This window comes from Luteibacter rhizovicinus DSM 16549, from assembly GCF_001887595.1.
Classification (GTDB): Bacteria; Pseudomonadota; Gammaproteobacteria; order Xanthomonadales; family Rhodanobacteraceae; genus Luteibacter; species Luteibacter rhizovicinus.
In genome coordinates, this window is sequence record NZ_CP017480.1 from 784,007 (window position 1) to 806,159 (window position 22,153).

Sequence of the window (22,153 nt, forward strand, 5' to 3'; positions counted from 1 at the left end):
TTAGCGCACCTTCAACGTGGCGAGACCGATAAGCACCAGCACGACGCTGATGATCCAGAAGCGAACGATGACGCGAGGTTCAGGCCAGCCCTTCAACTCGAAGTGATGGTGGATCGGCGCCATGCGGAAGATGCGCTTGCCACGCAGCTTGAAGCTGGCGACCTGCAACATCACCGAGGCGGTTTCCATCACGAACACACCGCCCATCACCAGCAAGACGATTTCCTGACGGACGATGAGAGCCACGCAGCCGAGCGCAGCGCCGATCGCCAACGCACCCACGTCGCCCATGAAGACCTGGGCCGGATAGGTGTTGAACCAGAGGAAGCCGAGGCCCGCACCGGATAGCGCGCTGCAGAAGATCGCCAGCTCGCCGGCACCGGGAATGGCCGGGATGCCGAGGTACTCGGAGAACAGCTTGTTACCGGCAAGGTAGGCAAAGATGCCCAGGGCACCGGAGACCAGCACGCTCGGCATGATCGCCAGGCCGTCGAGCCCGTCGGTCAGGTTCACCGCGTTGGAGAAGCCGACGATGATGAAATAGCCGATCACCACGAAGAACAGGCCGAGCGGCACGGCCACCTGTTTGAACAGCGGTACGTAGAGTGCGATCTCGGCCGGCGCCTGGTGCGTCTGGTAAAGAAAGACGGCGGCGGCGAGGCCGAACACGGACTGCCAGAAATACTTCCAGCGACTGGCCAGGCCACGGCTGTCCTTGAGCACCAGCTTGCGATAGTCGTCGTAGAAGCCGATGACACCGAAGGCAAGCGTGACCAGCAGGACCACCCAGATGTAGCGATTGCCGAGGTCCGCCCACAGCAGCGTGGCGATACCGATGGCGAAGAGAATCAGCGTGCCGCCCATGGTCGGCGTGCCGGCCTTGGAAAGATGCGTCTGCGGACCGTCGCTGCGCACCACCTGCCCCGCTTTCAGGGCAGCCAGCTTGCGGATCAGCGCCGGGCCGAGCAGCAGCGACACGGCCAGCGCGGTGAGCGCCGCCATGATCGCGCGGAAGGTGATGTACTGGAAAAGATGCAGCGACGTGAAGTGCCGAGCCATCCATTCCGCCAGTTCAAGCAGCATCGGATGCTCCTTCAGCGTGTTTCTTCATTGCCGCCACGACCCGGTCCATGCCGGAGGAACGTGACCCCTTCACGAGGCAGGTCACGCCCTCGTGGATTTGCGTGCAGGCGGCCTCGATCAGTGCCTCCTGCGTGGCGAAATGCTGTGCGCCCGGACCAAACGCCTCGACGGCGGCGGCCGACTTGCTCCCGGTGGCGAGCAGGCGTTCGATGCCACGCTCGTGGGCCAGCTTGCCGATACCGGCGTGCAGCTTGATCGTGTCCGCGCCAAGTTCGGCCATATCGCCGAGGATCAGCCAGCGCTCGCCGCGAGCCAGTGACAAGGTGTCGATGGCGGCGGCAGCGGAACCCGGGTTGGCGTTGTAGCTGTCGTCGATCAGGGTCCAGTTGCCCGGCATGGCTTCGAGATTGAGCCGACCGGCGACACGCGGCACCTGCTCGAGACCCTCGACGATGATGTCGACCGGCACGTCGAGCGCGGTGGCGATGGCAGCGGCGGCCAACGCATTGGCGACATTGTGGCGACCGGCCATCGGCAGGTGCACGTCACCATCGCCATGCGGCGTGGACAGGACGAAGTGCGTGCCGTCGATGCGCTCCTCGACGATATCCGCGCCGATATCGGCGCGGTGCTCGAGACCGTAACGGAGGATGGTCCGCGTGCCGGCGAGGTTGGCAAAGAAGCCGGCAAAGCGCGTTTCATCGGCGTTGATCACCGCGACACCGTCGACAGGCAGCGACTGGTAGAGCGCGCCCTTGGTTTCAGCGACGCCTTCGATCGTGCCCATGCGCTCAAGATGCGCAGGCGCGATGGAATTGACGAGGCCGATATCGGGCCGAGCGATGGCAGCCAGGTAATCGATATCGCCCGGCTTGCCGGCACCCATCTCGAGTACGAGGTACTGGGTGTCCTGCGGCATCGCCAGCAGGGTCAGCGGCATGCCGATCTCGTTGTTGAAATTGCCGGCGTTGACGTGCGTGCGGCCGTGGCGCGAGAGGATGGACGCGGTCAGCGTCTTCACCGTGGTCTTGCCGTTGGAGCCGGTAATGCCGACCACGCGGACGTTGCTCTGGGCACGTACGGCACTGGCGAGATCGCCCAGGGCGATCTGCGTGTCGTCGACGATCACCTGCGGGATCGCCACGTCGACCGGGCGAGTGACCAGGGCAGCGATGGCACCACGCTCGGCGGCAGCAGCCACGAAATCATGGGCATCCACGCGCTCGCCCGGCAGCGCGACGAACAGGTCGCCGGCCACCAGCGTGCGCGTATCGATGGAAAAGCCGGTCACCTCGACATCGGCGCCGTGCAGGCGGCCGCGGGTCCAGAGGGCGACGGCGGACAGGCGCATCATGCGCGAACTCCTTTTGTGCTCTTGGCCATCGCCTCACGGGCGACGGCGAGGTCGTCGAAGGGCAACTTGCCCTGCGGACCTTCCTGATAGGTTTCATGGCCCTTGCCCGCGATGAGCACGACGTCGTCGGCTTTCGCGTCGGCCAGCGCCATGGCGATGGCCTGCGCGCGATCGCGCTCGACCCGGATCGTGTCGCGGTGGGCAAAGCCTTCCATGATCTGCGCGACGATCGTGTCGCCGTCTTCCGAGCGCGGGTTGTCGTCGGTGACGATGACCGTGTCGGCGAGGCGTTCGGCGATGGCAGCCATGATCGGGCGCTTGCCCTGGTCACGGTCGCCACCGGCGCCGAACACGCAGATCAGCTTGCCCTTGGTGTGCGAACGCAGCGCCAGCAAGGCCTGCTTCAGTGCGTCCGGCGTGTGTGAGTAGTCGACGACGACCAGCGGCTTGCGCCCGTCGCCACCCAGCCGGCTCATGCGACCGTTGACCGGCTCGAGGGATTCCAGGGCGGCGTGGATGCGATCGAACGGCTCGCCCAGCGCACCGAGCACGGCGGCGACGGCAAGCAGGTTGGCTACGTTAAAGCGGCCGAGCAGCGCGCTACGCACCGTGCGCATGCCCCACGGCGTATTGAGGTTGAACGAGAGCCCCTTGGCCGACGTCACGATGATATCGGCACGGACCTCGGCGTCCTTGTCGGTGCTCTCGCCCGCCATGGTGGTACGCAGCTTCGCGATGCCCTCGCCCAGACCCTTGGCCAGCTTCGCGCCGAACGGATCGTCGATATTGATCACCGCGGCACGCAGGCCGTCGAAGGCGAACAGTTTGGCCTTGGCGGCGCCGTAGGCTTCCATCGTGCCGTGATAGTCGAGATGGTCACGGGTGAGATTGGTGAACACGGCGACGTCGAACGCCAGCGCGTTGACCCGGCCCTGCTCCAGCGCATGCGAGGACACTTCCATGGCGACGTGCGAGGCACCGGCGTCGCGGAATCCGGCAAGCAGGGCCTGCATGCTGATCGCGTCCGGCGTGGTGCGCTCGCCTTCGACGACCGCGCCGTGCATGCCCGCGCCCAGCGTGCCGACCGTCGCCGGCTTGCGTCCGAGGAAAGCCAGCGCCTGTGCGATCAGCTGCACCGTCGAGGTCTTGCCGTTGGTGCCGGTGACGCCGATCAGTTCGAGCGACTGCGACGGCTCGCCGAAGAAACGGGCGGCGATGGCGCCGGTCTTCTCGCGCAACCTGTCGACGCTGACGACGGGCACACCGGCGTCGGCCGCGGTGAACGGCGGCTCGGCGAGGATCACGCTGGCACCCTGCGCCACGGCCTTGGCCGCGAAGTCGATGCCATGACCCTTGCCACCACGCAGGGCGACGAAGGCGTTTCCTTCGGCAATCTCGCGGGAATCCAGCGAAAGCCCCGAAACGACGATTTCGCCGACACCCGAGGCGTCGGCGAAACCATTCAGGAGTTCGGCGAGTGGCATGGTCATGGGACCACCTCTTCCGCCGCGCTGTCGTCCGCCGGCGGCGGTGGCGCATTCGACGATCCGATCAGACCGCCCACGCTCGGGCCGCCGACATACCAGCGTCCGACGTTGTCGGGTGGGATATCGAGCAGGCGCACGGCGCCTTGCATCACCTGGGCGAAGGCCGGGCCGGCCACCGAGCCGCCGTAGTAGTGGCCGCCCTGCGGATCGTTGATCACGACCACGGTGACCAGGCGCGGGGCGCTGGCCGGAATCATGCCGACGAAGAGCGAGATGTAGTTCTTCGCGTAGTAACCGCCGACCGAGAACTTGTGCGAGGTACCCGTCTTGCCGGCCACGCTGTAATTGGCCACGGACGCGAAGCCAAAGCCGGTACCACCGGGCTGGAGCACGGTCTCGAGCATCCGCACGAGCTCGTGCGCCACGTCCGGCGTGATGATCTGGTTCGCCGGGTTGTCGGCACCCTTGATGAAGGTCGGCGAACGCAGGGCGCCGCCGTTGGCGATCGCCGCGTAGCCCGTGGCCAGCTGCAACGGCGTCACGCTGAGGTTGTAGCCGTAGGCCATGCGCGATTTTTCGATCGGCTTCCAGGTGCGGCTCACCGGCAGGTACCCGGCCGCTTCGCCAGGGAAACCACTGCCCGTGTTGCTGCCGATGCCGAACGACTTCCACATGTTGTAGAGGAAGTCGGTATCGAGCGTCATCGCGATCTTGGCTGCGCCGACGTTGGACGACTTCGTGATCACGCCGGTCGGCGTGAGCGTGCCCCAGTTGTGCGTATCGCGCACCGGGTGGCCACCCATCATCCAGGTACCCGGCGAGGTTTCGATCATCGGCGAGGTCGGCGTGTACTTGCCGCTGGTCAGCGCCGCCGCCATGGTGAAGGCCTTCATCGTCGAACCCGGCTCGACCACGTCGGTGAGCGCGCGGTTGCGGCGATCGTTCGGCGTGCTGCCGCGCACGGCATTCGGGTTGAACGTCGGCAGGTTGGCCATGCCGAGCACTTCGCCCGTGTGCACGTCCATCACCACGATCGAGCCGGAGTCGGCCTTGTTCTTGTCCAGGGCGTCTTTCAACGCGCTATAGGCGAGGTACTGGATGCGACGGTCGATCGACAGTGTCAGGTCGCGGCCAGGCTGCGGCTCACGGACCAGCTCGACGTCTTCGACCACGTGTCCCATGCGATCGCGAATGACGCGCTTCGCACCGGGCTTGCCGGAGAGCCACTCGTCATAGGCCAGTTCCAGGCCTTCCTGGCCGTGATCGTCGATATTGGTGAAACCGAGGATGTGGCTGTTGACGGCGCCCGACGGGTAGTAGCGGCGGTATTCGCGCTGCGAGGAAATACCCGGGATCTTCAGATCGACGATCGCCTGCGCGTCTTCGGGACGCATCTGGCGGGCGATGTACATGAATTCCTTGTCGGCACGCGCGGCGATCTTCTGCTTCAGATCGTCCGCGTCGACGTGGAGCGCCTTGGCCAGCTCGGGAATGCGGTCTTCGTTTTCCAGCACTTCCGGCGGATTGGCCCAGATCGAGGCGACCGGCGTCGACACCGCCAGCGGCTCGCCGTTGCGATCGAAGATCGTGCCACGCGAGACGGCGATGGGCATTTCACGCAGGAAGCGGGCATCGCCCTGATCCTGGTAGAACTGCTTGCGCACCACCTGCAGGTCGAACGCGCGCACGACCAGGCCGGACGCACAGACGCAGAGCAGCGCGACGACGACGGTCATGCGCTTGCGCGGGCTCGGGCCCTGGCCGCGACGGCGGCTCGGTACGACCGGCTTGCCGTAGCGCGCCTTCATCGCCGCACCAACTGGATGTCTTGCGGCTTCGGCGTGATCATGCCGAGCTTGGCGCGGGCTTCCGCATCGATGCGGCTGGGCTCGGCGTACGTTGCCTGCTCGAGTTCGAGACGGCCGTATTCGACGCCGATATCGTCTTTTTGCGACTGCATTTTCGAGAGCTCGACGAACAGCTGGCGGCTCTCGTGGCGCGTCCATACCACCCCGATCGCGCTGGCGAGGACCGCCAGCAGCAGGATCGAGAGGCAGATCGCGCCGAACACCTTCATGCGAGTTTCTCCGCGATGCGTAGCACGGCGGAGCGCGAACGCGGGTTCGCAGCCACTTCGGCATCGGACGGGAAGATCGCCTTGCCGACCGGCTTGAGGCGGGCCTGCTTCGCATCCGGCGGCGGCGGACCGCGACGATTGCCCTGCACGCGACCTTCGTGGGAGCGGATGAACTGTTTGACCGTGCGGTCTTCCAGCGAGTGGAAGCTGATCACGGCCAGGCGGCCGCCGACCTTGAGCAGGTCGAGGGCAGCGTCGAGGCCGCGCTCGACGGATTCGAGTTCGGCGTTCACGCGGATGCGCAGGGCCTGGAAGGTGCGCGTCGCCGGGTTCTTGCCCGGTTCGCGACGACCCACGCAGCCGGCGACGAGATCGGCGAGGTCAGCGGTGCGGGTGATTGGCGTCGTCGCACGGCGCTCGACGATCACCTTGGCGATGCGACGGCTGAAGCGCTCTTCGCCGAAGCGCCAGAGCACGTCGGCGATCTCGACCTCGTCGGCTTCGGCGAGGAAGTCGGCGGCGCTGATGCCACGCGAGGTGTCCATGCGCATGTCGAGCGGCGCGTCGGCCATGAAGCTGAAGCCACGGCTGCGATCGTCGAGCTGGGGGGAGGACACGCCGAGGTCGAGCAGGATGCCGTCGAGGCCGCCCTCGAGCGCCGGCCACTCAGCCATGGTGGCAAAGTTCTCGTGGCGCAGGGCGACGCGGGGATCGGTGGCGAGGTCGGCTTCGGCGACGGCGATCGCGGTGGGATCGCGGTCCATCAGGAACAGGCGGCCATCGGTGGACAGACGCGAAAGGATCGCCCGGGCATGACCGCCGCGGCCGAACGTCCCATCGAGATAGCGCCCGTTCTCGCGCAAGGCGAGGCCCTCCACCGCTTCGTCGAGCATCACAGGGATGTGAACATCGCGCCCCGCCATCACCACATCCCGCTCCCGTTTCACTAAAACCTCGAGTTAATTCGTCACAACCGCAGTTCCGCCATGTCGTCGCTGATCTCGTCCTCGCCGATCGTTTGCCGGATCTTGGCGAGGTGGGCCTGTTCGCTCCAAAGCTCGAACTTGTTGCCCATGCCGAGGAGGACGGCCTTTTTTTCTATGCCAGCCGCCGAGCGTTGACTCGATGGGAGGAGGATGCGGGCCGCTCCGTCAGGCTCGACGATGGCCGCAGCACCCACCAGCTTCATCTGCAAAGCCCGGTGTACGGCCTTGACGCTGGGCAGCGCGTTCACCTGGTCGCGAACCTGTTCCCATTCCGCGTACGGAAAGATCCAGAGGCAACCGGTGTCGAAGGGGTTGTAGGCGATGACCAGACGATTCGCGCAGGCGTTCGCAACCAGATCCCGATATGACGTCGGAATCGTCAGACGACCTTTGTCGTCGACCGTAATGGCTGTCTCGCCTTGAAACATCTTCGTTGGCCGCCCCACCAAATCCCACGATTTCACACTGGGGCCCACGATAGTCTCGGGTCCTGAGACTGTCAAGGAAATTTTTCTTGTGAATCAAGGAGAAAGCTCACGTTCATCACCAATTCCAGCCGTTTCTGAGGAAGGGGCGGAAGGTGGTTGAATCGTTGAGGTTTTTTACGAACGGACTCGGTGTTTCAGGGCCCCCGCTTGTGGGATTTCCAATGTGTGACTGAACTCACGTTCATAAGAAAATGTGGGAGCCGCTTCAGCGGTGAAAAAGCCAACGGAGCGGTGAAGCAGTGAGGTCCATCGCCGATAAATCGGCTCCCACAGGAAGCTGCAAGCACCCATCGCCGATGAATCGGCTCCTACCTGGATCAAAAACAAAGCGGCGCCGTCCTGAGACGGCGCCGCGATACCGCGAAGAAAAGGAGTCGGCCTGTAAGCCGGGTTCTGTTCGTCTTGCGACGTGACAGTCATTCTTCTCGACCTGGCGTCACCGCCAGGCTCTAGCAACCTACCCGGGAACGACGCGGGCCGCGTCATAGTTCCCTTATTTGGTCTTGCTCCGGGTGGGGTTTACCGTGCCATGCGACGTTAGCCCCGCATGCGGTGCGCTCTTACCGCACCCTTTCACCCTTACCTGATCCCCTTGCGGGGCCATCGGCGGTCTGCTCTCTGTTGCACTAGCCGTCAGCTCACGCTGCCCAGGCGTTACCTGGCACCCTGCCCTATGGAGCCCGGACTTTCCTCGATACGCCCGAAGGCGTGACGCGACTGTCCGGCCGACTCCAGCTCCCATAGTACATGTAGGAGCCGATTCATCGGCTAATAATGAATAAACCCGCTGCGTAGCAGCGCTCTTGCCGGGTTGCTGGCCTCACCTCCCATCCGAGGAAGAGCATCGCCGATGAATCGGCTCCTACAATGCCAGGTCACCTCCAACCGGATCCCCCTCGATGTCCTTGTCCCGCCCCGGCATCCTCCACGTGGTCGCCACGCCGATCGGTCATCGCGACGACATCAGCGCCCGCGCCATCGAAACGCTGAAGCGGGTGAAGGTGATCGCCGCCGAGGACACCCGGCATACGCGCCCGCTCCTGCAACACCTGGGCATCGACACGCCACTGGTCGCCCTGCACGACCACAACGAGCGTACCGCTGTAGACGGGCTCGTCGAGCGCATGCGCGGGGGCGACGATGTCGCCCTGGTCTCCGACGCGGGTACGCCACTGATCAGCGACCCGGGCTTCCGGCTGGTGCGTGCTGCCCGCGCGGCGGGCTTGCGGGTGAGCCCGATACCGGGCGCCAGCGCCGTCGTGGCCGCCTTGTCGGTGGCTGGCCTGCCTAGCGACCGCTTCATTTTCGAAGGCTTCCTTTCGTCCAAGGCCGGCGCACGCCGCACGCGCCTGAACGAGCTGGCTGGCGAACCGCGCACGCTGATCTTCTACGAGTCGTCGCATCGCATCGTCGAGTCCTTGGAAGACATGTCCGCGGCGTTCGGCGCCGACCGCGAAGCCGTCGTCGCCCGCGAGCTCACCAAGATGTTCGAAACCGTGCTCGACGGCAGCCTCGCCAGCCTCGTCGAACGGGTCACTGCCGATCCCAACCAGCAGAAAGGCGAGTTCGTGGTGATGGTCGCCGGGCGTGAGGAAGGCGAGGAGGAACGCCTGGCCGAGGGCCTGCGCGTGTTCGCGATCCTCAAGGAAGAACTGCCGCCGGCCAAGGCCGCGAAGATGGCCGCCGCGATCACCGGCGCACCCCGCAAGGCCCTGTACGGCAGTTGAGCCGGGGCGGCCTCGCGGTCCTCGCCTCACATCGGCCTCGCAAAGCGATGGGCTATGATCCGGACGTTTCGGCGCCGGTGGGTGCCACCGTGCTACCAAGGAATCTTGCGATGCGACCGATCCGCGCCACTACTCTCGGCCTCCTGCTCTGCACCGGCCTCGCCGGCTGCGTGACCCAGGGCGGGGTGAGCCAACATGGCGCCGCGCCTTCCGGCGAGGCCACGCAGGCGGCGCAGGCGCTCTACACCAAGGGCCAGTTCGACCAGGCGGCCCAGGCCTATCTCGCGCTCGCCGGCCAGGATTCGGCACACCGCGATTACTACAAGCTGCTTGCGGCCGAAGCCTACCGCCAGGAAGGCGCGCTGGATCGGGCCGCCCCGGTCGTCGCCGATATCCACCGTTCGCGGCTCGAGGGTGAAGACGCGCTGCGCTTCGATGCCCTGCGTGCCGAGATCGCCCTGAAGAACAACGATCCGGCGGCAGCCCTCTCGTACACCGGCAAGCCGTCGTCGCGTGTGTCGCCGCAGGTCGAGCAACGGCTCGCCGAGTTGCGCGCCCGCGCGCAGGCAGCATCCAACGACCCCTGGAGCGCCGCGCAGACCCGCGTCGAACTCGATGGCCAGCTACGCGGCCTCGATCGCGAACAGAATCGCCGGGAGATCGTCAGCCTGCTCACCGGCATGGGCAGCCAACCCCTGACGGAACGTGCCGGTGCACTGCCGCCGAACGATCCGATGCGGCCCTGGGTGATCGAAGCGCAAAGCCAGCTCGGCAATGTCACGCGGACCCCGGCGGTGCTCGACCAGGCCGTCGGCACGGTAACCGGCGACAAGGGCGTACGCGAAGGCTATAAGGTGCCGACCAAGGTTGCGCTTTTGCTTCCGCTCACTGGCCCGCTCGCCGGTGCCGGCGCGGCGATCCGCGACGGCTTCTTCACCAACTATGTCGAGGCGGCGCACACCAATGCACCGCGCCCCGACGTCGTCGTCTACGACGCAGGCAACGACGCCGCACATGCCGTCGCCGCATACGACAAGGCCGTGGCCGAAGGCGCGCGTTTCGTCGTCGGCCCACTCAACCGGGACGGCGTGACCGCCATCTTCGCCAAGGGCGCCCTGCCCGCGCCGATGCTCACGCTGAACTACCCCAACGACAACAAGAACCTTCCGCCGGCGGGCGCGAACGAGTTCGGGTTGCTGCCGGAGACGGAAGGCGCCCAGGTGGCCGATCACATGGCCGACCGTGGCATGCACACGGCCCTGGTCATCGTCTCCACCGACGATTTCGCCCGCCGTGCCGGCAACGCCTTCAAGGCCGAGTGGCAGGCCCGCGGTGGCACCGTGACGAGCCAGGCGACGCTGGATTCGGCGAGCATCGATTTCGCCTCGCAACTTTCCGCGCCTGCCGACCAGGATCCCGCCACCAGTGGCGTCTTCATCAGCATGAAGCCCCAACAGGCACGCCTGCTCCTGCCGCAGCTGCGACTGGCGAAGATCACCCTGCCGGTGTTCGCGACCTCGCACGTCTACAGCGGTGGCGACGACGCTACGGCCGATCGCGATCTGGAAGGCGTGGAGTTCTGCGATGCGCCCTGGCTGTTCGACGGGCAGCCGGGCCTGCCCCGCCGTGCGGATCTTTCCTCCGCGCTACCCTCGACCCGGGGCGTGGCGGCGCGCCTGTTCGCCTTCGGCATGGACGCGTGGGGCCTCGTGCCCTACATCGACTGGATGCGCGGGCATCCGGGCAGCTATCTGCCTGGTGCGACCGGCCAGCTGGTCGCGGATGAGTTCGGCCGCGTGCGCCGCGTACTGATCTGGGCGCGCTTCACTGACGGCGTCGCCCACCCCGTCGCCGGTAGCCTCGAACTCGAAGCGCCGGCAGCGGCCCCGAACGTGGAAAGCGGCGGCGGCTGATTCCCGCCGGCGCGGCCAGGAGGCCGCGTGACCACGACAACGAAAAAGACCACCGCGCGCCGCGCCACCGGAGACTGCTTCGAGGGCGCGGCGTTATCGTTTCTGCAATCGCGCGGCTTGCGCCTCGTGCGCGCGAACTTCCTCTGCCGGCACGGCGAGATCGACCTGGTCATGCGCGATGGCCCGACCCTCGTCTTTGTCGAGGTGCGTTACCGGCGCAGCAGCGCGTTCGGCGGAGCCCTGGGTTCGGTCACCGCGGCGAAGCGGCGCAAGCTGATCAGCGCGGCGCACCTTTGGCTCGGCTGGCATCCGAACGATGCGCAGCGGCCCTGCCGGTTCGATGTGCTGGCTTTCGAAGGGGACACCGTGGAATGGATTCGCGCGGCGTTCGACGCCGACGGGGCTCGGTAGGAGCCGATTCATCGGCGAACAAAGACATGTGGGAGCCGATTCATCGGCGAAAAGCCAACGGAGCGGAGAAGCTGCAACGCCAATCGCCGATAAATCGGCTCCCACAAGGGCCGATAAATCGGCTCCCACAAGGGCATAGGCCATCGATAATCTGGCCCGCTGCCGCGGGATCGCCGATGAATCGGCTCCTACCAGGGCTTCGTCAGGCTGTGGCCAGGAAGGCTTCGCGGCCCATCGTCGCCAGCTCGCCGACCGAGTCGATGGTGATGTCGGGCGGGGTCTCGAGGAGGTCGGCGCCAGCCGCGGCGGCGTAGTGGCCCTGCTTCACGAAGACCGTCGTCACCTTGTCGCCGAGAAGCTTCTTCAGCGCGACGAGGATGCGCGGCTTATCGTCGACCATCACGTAGTGGTCGGCGGGGTAGCGCTTCTGCATGTCGTCGAGCATGTCTTCCTTGTGCACGTAGATCAGCACGTCCTCGCGGAACGCGTCCCACAGTCCGGCGCGACGGATCTTGCGCGGCTGGAACACCGTGTCGCCGTCGGACATGATCACCGGCCGACCCAGCGTACGCAGGTGGTCGATCGCTTCGATCACGCCGGGAAAGCGGCGTTCGTCGAAGGGATAATCGAGCAGGAAGAACGACATCTCCATGAAGGCCGGGCTGCTCTCCTGGCCGCGCAGTCGCTGGAGCGCGCCCAGATAGTCGGCGTAACCGACCTGGTCGCGGATCTCCTTGTCGATCGCCTTGTAGCGCGCTTGCCCGGCTTCGCCGAAATCACGCACCAGGCGTGCGGCAAGGTCGGCACTGAAACGGTCGTTGTCGATCAGGGTGTTGTCGACGTCGAACAGGAAAACAATGGGGTCGCGGGTAGACACGATGGATCCTTGCACGGGTAGCTTCCCGCCTATATGGGGATGCTCATCGTGGACCGAAGGGGCCTCGGGGTCTTGTATCGGCAGACCCGATCAAGCACGCCCCGGCGGGACCAGCGAGAGCCGGGTCGCACCGCCCGTTCTCGAGTTCGGCGCCAGCAGGCGCTCGATTTCATCCGGCGGCAGCGGGCGCGAGTAAAGGAAGCCCTGCCCTTCCTGGCAGCCGGCACGGAGCAGGAAGTCGTGCTGGGCTTCGGTCTCGATACCCTCGGCGATCGTATGCAGCTCGAGGCTACGCGCAATGGCCACCATGGCTTCGGTAATCGCGACGTCGTTGCTGTTGGTCGGCAGCCCGGTGATGAACGAGCGATCGATCTTCAGATACGCGACAGCGGGAAGTTTCAGGTACGCCAGCGAGGAATAGCCGGTGCCGAAATCGTCGATCGCCACGCCCACGCCCAACTTGTGCAGGGCGAGCATGGCGCGTTCGGTGTCCTCGCCAAGACGCAGGATGGCGCTTTCGGTGAGTTCCACCAGCAAGCGCTTGGGTGCGATGCCGCTGGTGAGCACGGCCTGGCTCACCCCCGCAAGAAAATCCGGATGACCGAACGAGCCCGCCGACACGTTCACGGCGAGACGCAACGGCGGCAACCGTGCGGCATCCCAAAGGCGCAGTTGCTCGCACGCAGTCTCGAGCACCCACTGGTCGATCTGGCGGATCAGGCCCAGGCTCTCGGCAAGCGGGATGAACTCGTCCGGGCCCACGTTGCCGCGCTCGGGATGACGCCAGCGGATCAAGGCCTCTACCGCGACGATACGACCGCTCTTCATCTCCACGCTGGGCTGGTAAACCACGTGGAACTCGTGACGTGTCAGCGCCTGGCGCAGCTCGGAAGCGAGCTTGAGCCGGCGCCGTGCATCGGCATGCATCTTCGGCGTATAGAAGCGCAAGGCGTTGCGCTCTTCGGTCTTGGCCACGTACATGGCCGCGTCCGCGTTCGCGATCAGGGTGACGGCGTCGTTGCCATCGAGCGGGTAGCCCGCGATACCGATGCTCGCGCTGACGAAGAGTTCGTAGTCACCCAGGTCGAAGGGGCGTGCCAGTGCGGCGAGCATGGCCTCGGCGACGACCAGTGCCTCTTCGCGCGAGCGCAGGTCGGCCAGCAGTACGGTGAACTCGTCGCCACCGATACGACCGGCGATGTCCTCGGGCGTGAGCTGCGCGCGGATGCGCTCGGCCACGCGCATCAGGAGCGCATCGCCGGTCGCGTGGCTGTAACTGTCGTTGACCACCTTGAACGCGTCGAGGTCGACGAAGAGCACCGCGATGGCCCCGCGCTCATGGGCGGCGCGCGTGATCGCTTCGGCGCATCGGCGCTCGAACTCGGCGCGCGTCACCAGGCCGGTGAGCGGATCGTGCGTGGCCATGTGCTGCAGGCGCTGACGATCGGCCTTGCGCGCGGTGATGTCGGAGACCACGGCGACATAGTGCTGGGGACGCCCCTCGCCGTCGCGGATGGTGCTGATGCTCAACAGTTCCGGATAGGTGCTGCCGTCGGCGCGCTGGCTTTCCACTTCGCCCAGCCAGTTGTCGCCCGAGGCGATGTCTTCCCAGAGCGAGGCCGGCAGCGGCCGGCCATCGGGCAAGGTGCGCGTGGCGTCGAAACGCGTGCGACGCAGCGCCTGCAACGAGATGCCGGTGAGCTTGGCGTGGGCGGCATTCGCCGTGGTCACGCGGCGATCGGCGTCGGCGATGATGACGCCTTCGGCGATGCTGGCCAGGGCTTCGGCGGCGATCTTGCGTTCCTGCTCCATCGCCACGCGATCGGAAATGTCGCGGACGATGGCCTGGCAGACCTGCCGCGAGCCCCAGGCGACAAGGCTGCTTTGGGTTTCCACCGGCCGGGTAGTGCCATCGGCATTGCGCAGCACGCCGTTCCCGGCGTGGTCGGAGCCTTCGACGAACAGGCTGGACAGCTGGATACCGGTGAGTTCGGCGCGCGAGCAGCCAAGCCAGCTCGCCGCCCGTCGATTGGCGTCGAGGATGCGCCCGCTCTCCTCGTCGACCATGAAGATGGCGTCGGCCGCGCTGTCGAACAGCAGGCTGTAGCGCTCCTCGGTGCCGCGGATGGTGGCGACGATGCGCCCGGCCATGCGTAGCCAAAGCAACGATGCGAGGGCGGCGACACCGAACACCGTAAAGAAGAGGACGCGGCCGATCCACGATGCGCCATTGGCGATATCGAGCGAAAAGGCTTTCGCACGCGGCTCCATATAGGTGTTGAGCGCGGCGATGTGCGCGCGCTCCGCGTCGATCATCGAGGCCGGCGGCGCCCCGGCCGCATACGCGCGGTCGAGCCGGTCGGCGGTATCGGCAAGATCGCCCAGACTGCCGTCCACCGAACGCCATTCCGTCACGGCTTCACGCACGTAGGGCATGCCGGAAAAATACTGGAAGATGAAGACCATCCCCGGGATGGCTTCGGGAATCACGCCACCGCGGGCGAACGCGTCGTAGACCTCGGCGTGGACGAAGTCCCCGCTGGCGATCGCGTCGCGCGCCCAGCGGTCCGCCATGAGCACACCGTAATTTCGCCGAAAACCGGCAAGGTCCGCCGGGCGTCCGTGCGTGGCGTATTCGTCGAGATCGATGACCGCCTGCTTCTGCGCCTTGGACCAAAGACTCTCGCCGTTGAGGAAACCGGCGAGAGTCACCTGCGTCTGGAGCGCTACCCACGTGAGGGCAAGGATGAGGCCAACGACCGCGACGAGCGCATAGGCCAGTGGCCTCAGGCGTCTCGATAGCGGCAATTGGTGGCTGGCCTCAACGCGTTGCATTAGTCCCTCAGATCCTCATCCGGTCGTGATAGTGCGCCACTTGGTGCCCAACTTGCGAGTTACGCAGCTGCCTCGTTCCACGTGCGAATCGACGCCGTGGCATCCATGCAGCGATCGAGGGTAATGCTCATGCTGACGTAGCTGCGACGGACGCACTCCTTAATGTGCTCGATCTGGTCCACCGGCGGATTGCTCCCCAGCAGGGTGCAGACGATTTCCAGCGCTTCCCATGGATGGGTATCGTCATAAGCGGCGTGAAGCTGAAGCCAACGCAGCCCGGCTTTGCGGCCCGTAATCGGCAGGCTTTCCGCGTAGGCCGCGCTTTCATAGACGATTTGCGACCAATCGCCGGTCGCGCCTTCCACCGCGTAGTTGGTTGCCGCGATGCCTGCGGCCAGCGAATCGTCGCGGCTCACCTCTTCACACCACTGGGCCAGGGTCTGCGTGCCCTTGGCCGGTTCGGCCCGGAGCACGTCCTCGCGGGACACCCCCGCGCTTTCCGCCCAGTTGAGCCAGTACTCGGCGTGGTTCTGTTCCACCCGGATATTGCGGACCAGCCAGCGGCGGGCGAGGTCGTCGCCCGGGCTGCGACCGTAACGCGTCTTCAGCAGGCTGTGCGACATGTAGCCCGGAAAGCGCTCGATGACCGGCCACACGCCGATCATGAAGTTGCGGGTGGTCTCCGGATCGAGGGTGGCGGCAATCATCGCCGACCACATCTCATGGCCGACGATCTTTGCCCGCGTGTCCTCGCAGGACGAGACCATGTCCTGTGCCCAGAGCGGATAGCTGGCGATGTCGGTCTGTGAGCCGGTCAGTTCGAAACGTGCGTTCATAGGGAACTCCCAAGGGATCTGCTGCCAATTGAAGGTCGAGGCAGGCCCGGGCGACCCGCGGCCCGCCAAGCCGGCCCCCTTGCGGGGCCGGACGATCATTAGGGCACAACCGACAGGCCGCTTTTTCGGCACGTAACGAGCTACGCCCACGTAGCCCATTCGTCATGGGCCACAGGCAGCGCGGCGGGGTCTATCGTGGACATCCCAACGGCAAGGACATCGCTCCCATGGTCACGATCAACCGCATCCTCGCAGCCGCCATCGCCTGCGGCCTCGCTTCCACCGGTGCCCTTGCCGCCGATGCCCCCGCGGGAACGCCCGTTGGCGTGGACCTCAAGGGCATCGATCATTCGGTGCAGCCCGGCGACGACTTCGACGGCTACGCCAACGGCACCTGGAAAAAGACCGCCATGATCCCCGCCGATCGCGCCAGCACGGGGGTGTTCCTGGAGGTGTTCCAGAAAGCCGAAAAGCGCAATGCGGCCCTGGTCAAGGCAGCGGGTGAAGGTCATCCGGCCGCCGGCAGCGAGCAGCGCCTCATCGCCGACTACTACAAGGCGTACATGGACGAAGCCGGCATCGAGAAAGCGGGGCTGAAGCCGCTCGAGCCCGCGCTGGCCGCGATCGATGCGATCAAGGACAAGACCGCCCTGTCGGCGGCCCTTGGCGCGCAACTGCGCGCCGACGTCGACCCGATCAACGCAACCACCCTCGACACCGAGCACCTGCTCGGCCTGTTCGTCGCCCAGGGCCTCGAAGACCCCTCGAAGAACATGCCGTATCTGCTGCAGGGCGGCCTGGGCATGCCCAATCGCGACTACTACCTGAAAACCGACAAGGACATGGTCGAGACCCGCGCCAAGTACGCCAGCTTCGTCGAGGCGGTGCTGACGCAGGCCGGCACGCCGGACGCCGCCGGCAAGGCGAAGGCCATCGTCGCCCTCGAAACGAAGATCGCCCAGGCCCAGGCCTCGATCGTCGACAGCGAAGACATCCACAAGGCGAACAATCCGTGGCCGCGGACCGCGTTCGCGAGCAAGGCGCCGGGCCTCGACTGGAACGCCTACTTCAAGGCGGCCCAACTCGACGACCAGCCGACCTTCATCGTCTGGCAGCCCGCCACCGTGACGAAATTCGCCGCCCTGGTCGCCAGCGAGCCGCTGGATACCTGGAAGGCGTGGCTCCGCTTCCACACGATCAATGCCGGCACCAACGGCCTGCTGCCCAAGGCCTATGACGCCCTTTCCTTCGGCTTCTACGGCACCACGCTCACGGGCACGCCCAAGCAGCGCGATCGCTGGAAGCGCGGCCTGAGCCGGGTGAATGCGGACCTCGGCGATGCCGTCGGCCAGATCTACGTCAAGCAGTACTTCCCGGCGTCGTCCCGTGCCGAAGTGCAGGACATGGTCAAGAACATCCTCAAGGCGTTCGATGCGCGCGTGGACACGCTGGACTGGATGTCACCGGAAACCCGGCAGAAGGCCAAGGCGAAGATCGCCACGATCAAGGTCGGTGTCGGCTACCCGGATACCTGGCGCGATTACTCGAAGGTCGAGATTCGTCCGGACGACGCGTTCGGCAACCACGAACGCGCGGTGCTGGCCGAATATCACCATCAGATCGCCAAGCTGGGCAAGCCGGTGGATCGCGACGAGTGGTGGATGACCCCGCAGACGGTGAACGCGGTGAACCTGCCGCTGCAGAATGCGCTCAACTTCCCGGCGGCGATTCTCGAGGCGCCGTTCTTCGACCCGAAGGCGGACCCGGCGTCGAACTACGGTTCGATCGGCGCGGTGATCGGCCATGAGATCAGCCACAGCTTCGACAATACCGGTGCCGAGTTCGACGCCCAGGGCCGTCTGGCCAACTGGTGGACCGACGCCGACCAGAAGCACTTCAAGGAAGCCGGCCAGCGCCTCGTCGAGCAGTTCAACCAGTACGAGCCGCTGCCGGGCCTGCACATAAACGGTCAGCAGACCCTGGGCGAGAACATCGCCGACCTTTCCGGCCTGACGATCGCCTACGCGGCGTACAAGGAAAGCCTGCACGGCAAGCCGGCGCCGGTGATCGACGGCTTGAGCGGCGACCAGCGCTTCTTCCTCGCGTTCGCCCAGTCATGGCGGACGAAGACACGCGACGCCGCCTTGCGTGCGCAGGTGATCGGCGATGGTCATGCCCCGGGCGAGTTCCGCGCGCAGACCGTGCGCAACCTTGATCCCTGGTATGACGCGTTCCAGCCGAAGGCGGGGCAGAAGCTTTATCTGGATCCGAAGCAGCGGGTGAAGATCTGGTAATCGGGTGACAAGAGCATCGCCGATGAATCGGCTCCCACACAGAGCGCAGCCCGGCTCTGTGTGGGAGCCGCTTCAGCGGCGATGTGGGAGCCGCTTTTCAGCGGCGATGTGGGAGCCGCTTCAGCGGCGATTCCTTCGAACGCGCCGCTCGACGACACCCAATACCCCGTCGATCGACAGCGCCAATGCCCCGACCAGCAGCGCGCCCTGCACCACGTAGGCCGTGTTGTTGCCCACCAGGCCCTCCACGATCGGCGAGCCGAGTGTCGTCGCACCGACCGCCGAACCGATGGTGGCGGTGCCGACACCGACGATGGCCGACAACCGCACGCCGGCCATGATCGGGCCGGCGGCCAGTGGCAGTTCGACTTCCCACAATCGTCGCCAGCGCCCGTAACCCATGCCGTCGGCGGCATGTAACGCGGCGGGCGACACGTTATCCAGGCCCGCGACGGTCTGCCCGAGCACGGGCAGCACGCCATAGAGCGTCAGCGCCAGTAACGTCGGCGCCGCACCGAAGCCCAGCAAAGGCACGGCGATCGCCAGGACCGCAACCGGCGGAAACGTCTGCCCGATCACGGCCACCGCGCGCACCGTCGGCAGCAACGACCGTCCGGCCGGACGCGTCGCCAACACACCCAGCGCGAGGCCCGCCACCACGGCGACGAGGGTCGCCAGGGCCACCAGCCAAAGGTGCGACAGGGTCAGCGCGAAGAAAGACGTGCGCGTGTAGAGCGGATGCGAAAGCGTCGGCATCCACGCGTGAAACCACGACGCGCTGTGTGGCAGCACGATGAGCAGGATCACCAGCAGTAATGGGGCGACGATCGCCTTCACTCGCGCGACACCACGAGATCGGTGAGCAGGATCGCACCGGCGACCTGCCCGGCGTCGAGCACCGGCAGGCGATCGCGCCCTTGCATCAGCATCGCCCCCAGCGCGTCCTGCAACGAGGCTGCGCCATCGATCGCATCGCCGTCCGCGACCTCGCCCTTGCGCATGCTGTCACGCACGCAACGCACCGCCAGTTCACGCAGCCGCGCACGCGAACCGCCGACGAACTCGCGCACGCGTTCGTTCACCGGATGGCGGATGAGTTCGAGTGGTGTGCCGACCTGGGCCACCTTGCCGTCGAGCATCAAGGCCACGCGATGACCGAGACCGAAGGCTTCGTCCATGTCGTGAGTGACGAAAAGGATGGTCGTGGCGGTGTCGCGCTGGATCGCCTTGAGGCTGGTCTGCAGCGACTCACGTGTCACCGGGTCGAGCGCACCGAAGGGCTCATCCATCAGCACGATGCGCGGCCGCGCAGCCAGCGCTCGCGCGACACCCACGCGTTGCTGTTGTCCGCCGGATAACGTGTCGGGATAGCGGTCGGCGAAGCCCGGCTCGTCCAGCTTGAGCAGCTCGAGCAAGTCCTCGACCCGCGCACGGATCTCGTGCTCCGGCCAGCCGAGCAACCGCGGCACCGTGGCGATGTTCTCGCCGACGGTACGATGGGGAAACAGGCCAACGGACTGGATGGCATAGCCGATGCCGCGCCGCAGCGTCTCGACCGCCTGCGTCGCGGCATCCACCCCGTCGATGCGCACACTCCCCGCGTCGATGTGGACCAGTCGGTTCACCGTGCGCAGCAGCGTGGACTTGCCGGAACCCGAGGGCCCGACGAGGACGAAGAACTCGCCATCCTCCACGCGCAACGACAGGTCGTCGATGACGACGTGGTCGCCGAAGCGTTTATGGACGTGGTCGAATTCGATCATGAGCGGCGTTCCGTCAGGGCGAGCATGGCCTGGAAGAGAAGATCGACGGCAAGGGCCAGCGCGATGATCGCCAGCGTACCCAACATCACCATGTCGTTGGCCCCCTGGCCGATGCCGAGGAAAACGAAACGCCCGAGGCCACCTGCACCGATGAGGGTGGCCACCGCCGCCAGGCCGATCGTCTGGACCGCGACGATGCGCAGGCCGGCCAGCAGCACCGGCCAACCCAGAGGAAGCTGCACGCGTGACAGCAGCTGCAACCGGCTCATGCCGAGTCCGCGCGCCGCGTCGCGCGCATCGGCGGGTACCGCACCAAGGCCGGCGATGGTGTAGCGAACGATCGGCAGCAAGGCGTACAGCACCAGCGCGAACACGGCGGGCGCCGCACCGGTGCCGCCGAAGCCGAGCGCGCCCAGCGCCGGCCATGCATGCGCCAGCCAGGCAAACGGTCCGATCAGCAGGGCGAACAGGGCGAGCGACGGCACGGTCTGCAGGAAGGCGAGCAGCCCGACCACGGCACCGTCCGCCCGCCGCGCGCGCCAGGCCCACCAGCCCAGCGGCGCGCCGATGACCAGCGCCAATACCAGGGTCGTTGCGGCGAGCGTGAGATGGGTCAGCAGCGCATCCATGAAGGGCGCGCGTTGCGCATGGAATTCACGAACCAGCGCCAGGGCGTCAAAAGCACCAGCTATCCCCATGCCGACAAGGGCGACGACTAGCGTTATCCACCCGATCATTCGCGCGGCCATGCGCCACTCGCGCAACCGATCGAGCAGGAGCAGGCTTGCCGAAAGCCACATCAGCCAGAAGCCGGCACCCAGTGGAGCGCGCGCGCTGGGCGATGCCGCCAGCAACAGGCTGCGCGCATCCATGCTGGCCAGCAGGGGCAAGCCGGCGATCAGCCCCCACGCGAGCACAGCGACGGCTCCCCGGCTGCCTCGGACCGACGTGACTCCCAGCCCCGTGATAAGAAGCCAGACCAGAGCAAGGGGCACGACGTGCAGGCTGTGTGGCTCGCCACTCAACAGGCGGTTGGGCGTGACATAGATAAACGGAAAAGCGAGCGCGGCGATCAAACCGATGCAGGCCAGCACGATCACGGGCAAGGCGCGAGGGTTCACGGCACGAGCCCCGCGTCGTGCAGGTAATCCCGCGCCACCACGGCCGGATCCTCACCGTCGATCTGCGTGCGCGCGTTGAGTTTGCGCAGCACCTCGACCGTCAACGGTTGGAAGGCGGCATCCAGTGCGTCGCGCATGACCGGATAACGACGCAAGACCTCGTCGCGAACCACCGGGGCCGGCTGATACACCATCTCCACGTGCCGCGGATCGGCAAGCACGGTCAGGCCGGTCACGGCGATCGCGCCATCGGTGGAATAGACCATGCTCGCGTTGACGCCGGAGATGCCTTCGGCGGCCGCCTTGATCGTCGCCGAGGTATCGCCACCGGCAAGCACCAGGAGCTGGTCTCCGTGCAACGTGAATCCATACGCGGACTGGAAGGCGGGCAGTGCCGCATCGCTTTCCACGAACTCGGCGGAGCCGGCCAGAAAGACGTCACCGCCGCCCTTCACCCAGCGGGCAAAGTCATCGAGCGTGACCAGCCGCGCCGCGCGCGCCACGTCACCACGCACGCCGATCGCCCAGTGATTGTCAGCCGGCGCAGGCGCCAGCCAGACCAGGCGATTCGCCGCCAGGTCGAGCGAAGCAGCAAGCGCATAGGCCTTCCGTGCATCGCGGAATGCCGGATCGCTCTCGCGATGGAAGAAGAACGCGGCATTGCCCGTGTATTCCGGATAGACATCCAGATCGCCATTGAGCAATGCGCGCCGGACGATAGACGTGGGTCCGAGCTGGGTTCGGTCGACCACCGGTACACCGGCATGGCGAAGCACCTGCAACACGATTTGTCCGAGGACCGCACCTTCGTTATCCGCCTTCGAACCTACCCGCACCGCCGATTGCGCATGTGCCGCGAAGGCCAGCAGGACGAGCAGGACGCCAAGCAGCCGGCGCAAGG

The 22,153-nt window shown here is 66.1% G+C and carries 18 protein-coding genes and 1 other RNA gene; 4 read left to right on the top strand and 15 right to left on the bottom strand.

Annotated elements, in window-relative coordinates; translation table 11 throughout:
- The 8 genes from mraY to rnpB form a co-directional block, all read right to left on the bottom strand.
- Entirely contained in the window at positions 1–1,083 is a 1,083-nt protein-coding gene (gene mraY, locus BJI69_RS03720; RefSeq protein WP_046968252.1) for a phospho-N-acetylmuramoyl-pentapeptide-transferase, read from the bottom strand.
- Positions 1,073–2,437 carry a UDP-N-acetylmuramoyl-tripeptide--D-alanyl-D-alanine ligase gene (locus tag BJI69_RS03725; protein WP_046968251.1) on the bottom strand — a complete coding sequence of 455 codons (1,365 nt, stop codon included), beginning with the start codon at positions 2,435–2,437 and terminating at the stop codon, positions 1,073–1,075. Before BJI69_RS03725 ends, mraY begins: the two co-directional genes overlap by 11 nt.
- Positions 2,434–3,927, bottom strand: coding sequence for a UDP-N-acetylmuramoyl-L-alanyl-D-glutamate--2,6-diaminopimelate ligase (locus BJI69_RS03730; RefSeq protein ID WP_046968250.1), 1,494 nt, complete (start codon positions 3,925–3,927; stop codon positions 2,434–2,436). Before BJI69_RS03730 ends, BJI69_RS03725 begins: the two co-directional genes overlap by 4 nt.
- Positions 3,924–5,732, bottom strand: a complete 1,809-nt coding sequence (locus BJI69_RS03735; protein ID WP_046968249.1) for a peptidoglycan D,D-transpeptidase FtsI family protein — start codon at positions 5,730–5,732, stop codon at positions 3,924–3,926. The genes BJI69_RS03730 and BJI69_RS03735 overlap by 4 nt, the downstream gene beginning before the upstream one ends.
- Positions 5,729–6,001 (bottom strand): cell division protein FtsL, encoded by a 273-nt coding sequence (gene ftsL, locus BJI69_RS03740; protein ID WP_046968248.1) that lies wholly within the window; start codon positions 5,999–6,001, stop codon positions 5,729–5,731. Before ftsL ends, BJI69_RS03735 begins: the two co-directional genes overlap by 4 nt.
- On the bottom strand, positions 5,998–6,924 hold the full coding sequence (gene rsmH / locus BJI69_RS03745; RefSeq protein WP_046968247.1) for a 16S rRNA (cytosine(1402)-N(4))-methyltransferase RsmH: 927 nt from the start codon (positions 6,922–6,924) through the stop codon (positions 5,998–6,000). The genes ftsL and rsmH overlap by 4 nt, the downstream gene beginning before the upstream one ends.
- Positions 6,925–6,968: 44 nt before the next feature.
- A complete protein-coding gene (gene mraZ / locus BJI69_RS03750) occupies positions 6,969–7,415 on the bottom strand; it encodes a division/cell wall cluster transcriptional repressor MraZ (protein ID WP_046968246.1) in 447 nt (148 codons plus the stop codon).
- Positions 7,416–7,841: 426 nt separating this feature from the next.
- Positions 7,842–8,208, bottom strand: an RNA gene (gene rnpB, locus BJI69_RS03755) — RNase P RNA component class A.
- A gap of 172 nt (positions 8,209–8,380) precedes the next feature.
- Between rnpB and rsmI the strand changes: the two genes are divergently transcribed.
- The 3 genes from rsmI to BJI69_RS03770 all read left to right on the top strand — a co-directional run bounded on the left by rsmI (position 8,381) and on the right by BJI69_RS03770 (position 11,526).
- Positions 8,381–9,202: a 16S rRNA (cytidine(1402)-2'-O)-methyltransferase gene (rsmI, locus tag BJI69_RS03760; protein WP_046968264.1), complete on the top strand. Its 822-nt coding sequence runs from the start codon at positions 8,381–8,383 to the stop codon at positions 9,200–9,202.
- Positions 9,203–9,312: 110 nt separating this feature from the next.
- On the top strand, positions 9,313–11,115 hold the full coding sequence (locus BJI69_RS03765; RefSeq protein WP_052767244.1) for a penicillin-binding protein activator: 1,803 nt from the start codon (positions 9,313–9,315) through the stop codon (positions 11,113–11,115).
- Between the two features lie 27 nt (positions 11,116–11,142).
- The gene (locus tag BJI69_RS03770; RefSeq protein WP_046968245.1) at positions 11,143–11,526 is read left to right on the top strand and encodes a YraN family protein; all 384 of its coding nucleotides are present in this window, start codon (positions 11,143–11,145) and stop codon (positions 11,524–11,526) included.
- A 202-nt stretch (positions 11,527–11,728) separates the two neighbouring features.
- Here BJI69_RS03770 and BJI69_RS03775 read toward each other — a convergent pair whose 3' ends face one another.
- From BJI69_RS03775 to BJI69_RS03785, 3 genes are all read right to left on the bottom strand, one after another.
- Positions 11,729–12,403 (bottom strand): HAD family hydrolase, encoded by a 675-nt coding sequence (locus tag BJI69_RS03775; RefSeq protein ID WP_046968244.1) that lies wholly within the window; start codon positions 12,401–12,403, stop codon positions 11,729–11,731.
- Positions 12,404–12,493: 90 nt separating this feature from the next.
- A complete protein-coding gene (locus BJI69_RS03780) occupies positions 12,494–15,238 on the bottom strand; it encodes a putative bifunctional diguanylate cyclase/phosphodiesterase (protein WP_046968243.1) in 2,745 nt (914 codons plus the stop codon).
- Between the two features lie 59 nt (positions 15,239–15,297).
- The gene (locus BJI69_RS03785; protein ID WP_046968242.1) at positions 15,298–16,074 is read right to left on the bottom strand and encodes an iron-containing redox enzyme family protein; all 777 of its coding nucleotides are present in this window, start codon (positions 16,072–16,074) and stop codon (positions 15,298–15,300) included.
- A gap of 227 nt (positions 16,075–16,301) precedes the next feature.
- Between BJI69_RS03785 and BJI69_RS03790 the strand changes: the two genes are divergently transcribed.
- Positions 16,302–18,368: a M13 family metallopeptidase gene (locus BJI69_RS03790; protein WP_046968262.1), complete on the top strand. Its 2,067-nt coding sequence runs from the start codon at positions 16,302–16,304 to the stop codon at positions 18,366–18,368.
- A 120-nt stretch (positions 18,369–18,488) separates the two neighbouring features.
- Here the strand turns inward: BJI69_RS03790 and BJI69_RS03795 are convergent, their stop codons facing one another.
- The 4 genes from BJI69_RS03795 to BJI69_RS03810 are packed head-to-tail and all read right to left on the bottom strand — an operon-like array spanning position 18,489 to position 22,151.
- Positions 18,489–19,205 (bottom strand): ABC transporter permease, encoded by a 717-nt coding sequence (locus BJI69_RS03795; protein WP_046968241.1) that lies wholly within the window; start codon positions 19,203–19,205, stop codon positions 18,489–18,491.
- Complete coding sequence (locus BJI69_RS03800) at positions 19,202–20,131, bottom strand: ABC transporter ATP-binding protein (RefSeq protein WP_046968240.1); 930 nt, start codon at positions 20,129–20,131, stop codon at positions 19,202–19,204. Before BJI69_RS03800 ends, BJI69_RS03795 begins: the two co-directional genes overlap by 4 nt.
- Entirely contained in the window at positions 20,128–21,252 is a 1,125-nt protein-coding gene (locus BJI69_RS03805; RefSeq protein ID WP_046968239.1) for an ABC transporter permease, read from the bottom strand. The genes BJI69_RS03800 and BJI69_RS03805 overlap by 4 nt, the downstream gene beginning before the upstream one ends.
- Entirely contained in the window at positions 21,249–22,151 is a 903-nt protein-coding gene (locus BJI69_RS03810; protein ID WP_244465284.1) for a glycine betaine ABC transporter substrate-binding protein, read from the bottom strand. The genes BJI69_RS03805 and BJI69_RS03810 overlap by 4 nt, the downstream gene beginning before the upstream one ends.
- Positions 22,152–22,153: the final 2 nt, after the last annotated feature.

Coding starts and splice junctions, on each gene's coding strand:
- BJI69_RS03735 (WP_046968249.1), bottom strand. CDS start 5,732: ATGAAGGCGCGCTACGGCAAGCCGGTCGTACCGAGCCGCCGTCGCGGC.
- BJI69_RS03800 (WP_046968240.1), bottom strand. CDS start 20,131: ATGATCGAATTCGACCACGTCCATAAACGCTTCGGCGACCACGTCGTC.
- mraY (WP_046968252.1), bottom strand. CDS start 1,083: ATGCTGCTTGAACTGGCGGAATGGATGGCTCGGCACTTCACGTCGCTG.
- mraZ (WP_046968246.1), bottom strand. CDS start 7,415: ATGTTTCAAGGCGAGACAGCCATTACGGTCGACGACAAAGGTCGTCTG.
- BJI69_RS03725 (WP_046968251.1), bottom strand. CDS start 2,437: ATGATGCGCCTGTCCGCCGTCGCCCTCTGGACCCGCGGCCGCCTGCAC.
- ftsL (WP_046968248.1), bottom strand. CDS start 6,001: ATGAAGGTGTTCGGCGCGATCTGCCTCTCGATCCTGCTGCTGGCGGTC.
- BJI69_RS03765 (WP_052767244.1), top strand. CDS start 9,313: ATGCGACCGATCCGCGCCACTACTCTCGGCCTCCTGCTCTGCACCGGC.
- BJI69_RS03790 (WP_046968262.1), top strand. CDS start 16,302: ATGGTCACGATCAACCGCATCCTCGCAGCCGCCATCGCCTGCGGCCTC.
- BJI69_RS03785 (WP_046968242.1), bottom strand. CDS start 16,074: ATGAACGCACGTTTCGAACTGACCGGCTCACAGACCGACATCGCCAGC.
- BJI69_RS03730 (WP_046968250.1), bottom strand. CDS start 3,927: ATGACCATGCCACTCGCCGAACTCCTGAATGGTTTCGCCGACGCCTCG.
- BJI69_RS03780 (WP_046968243.1), bottom strand. CDS start 15,238: ATGCAACGCGTTGAGGCCAGCCACCAATTGCCGCTATCGAGACGCCTG.
- rsmH (WP_046968247.1), bottom strand. CDS start 6,924: ATGGCGGGGCGCGATGTTCACATCCCTGTGATGCTCGACGAAGCGGTG.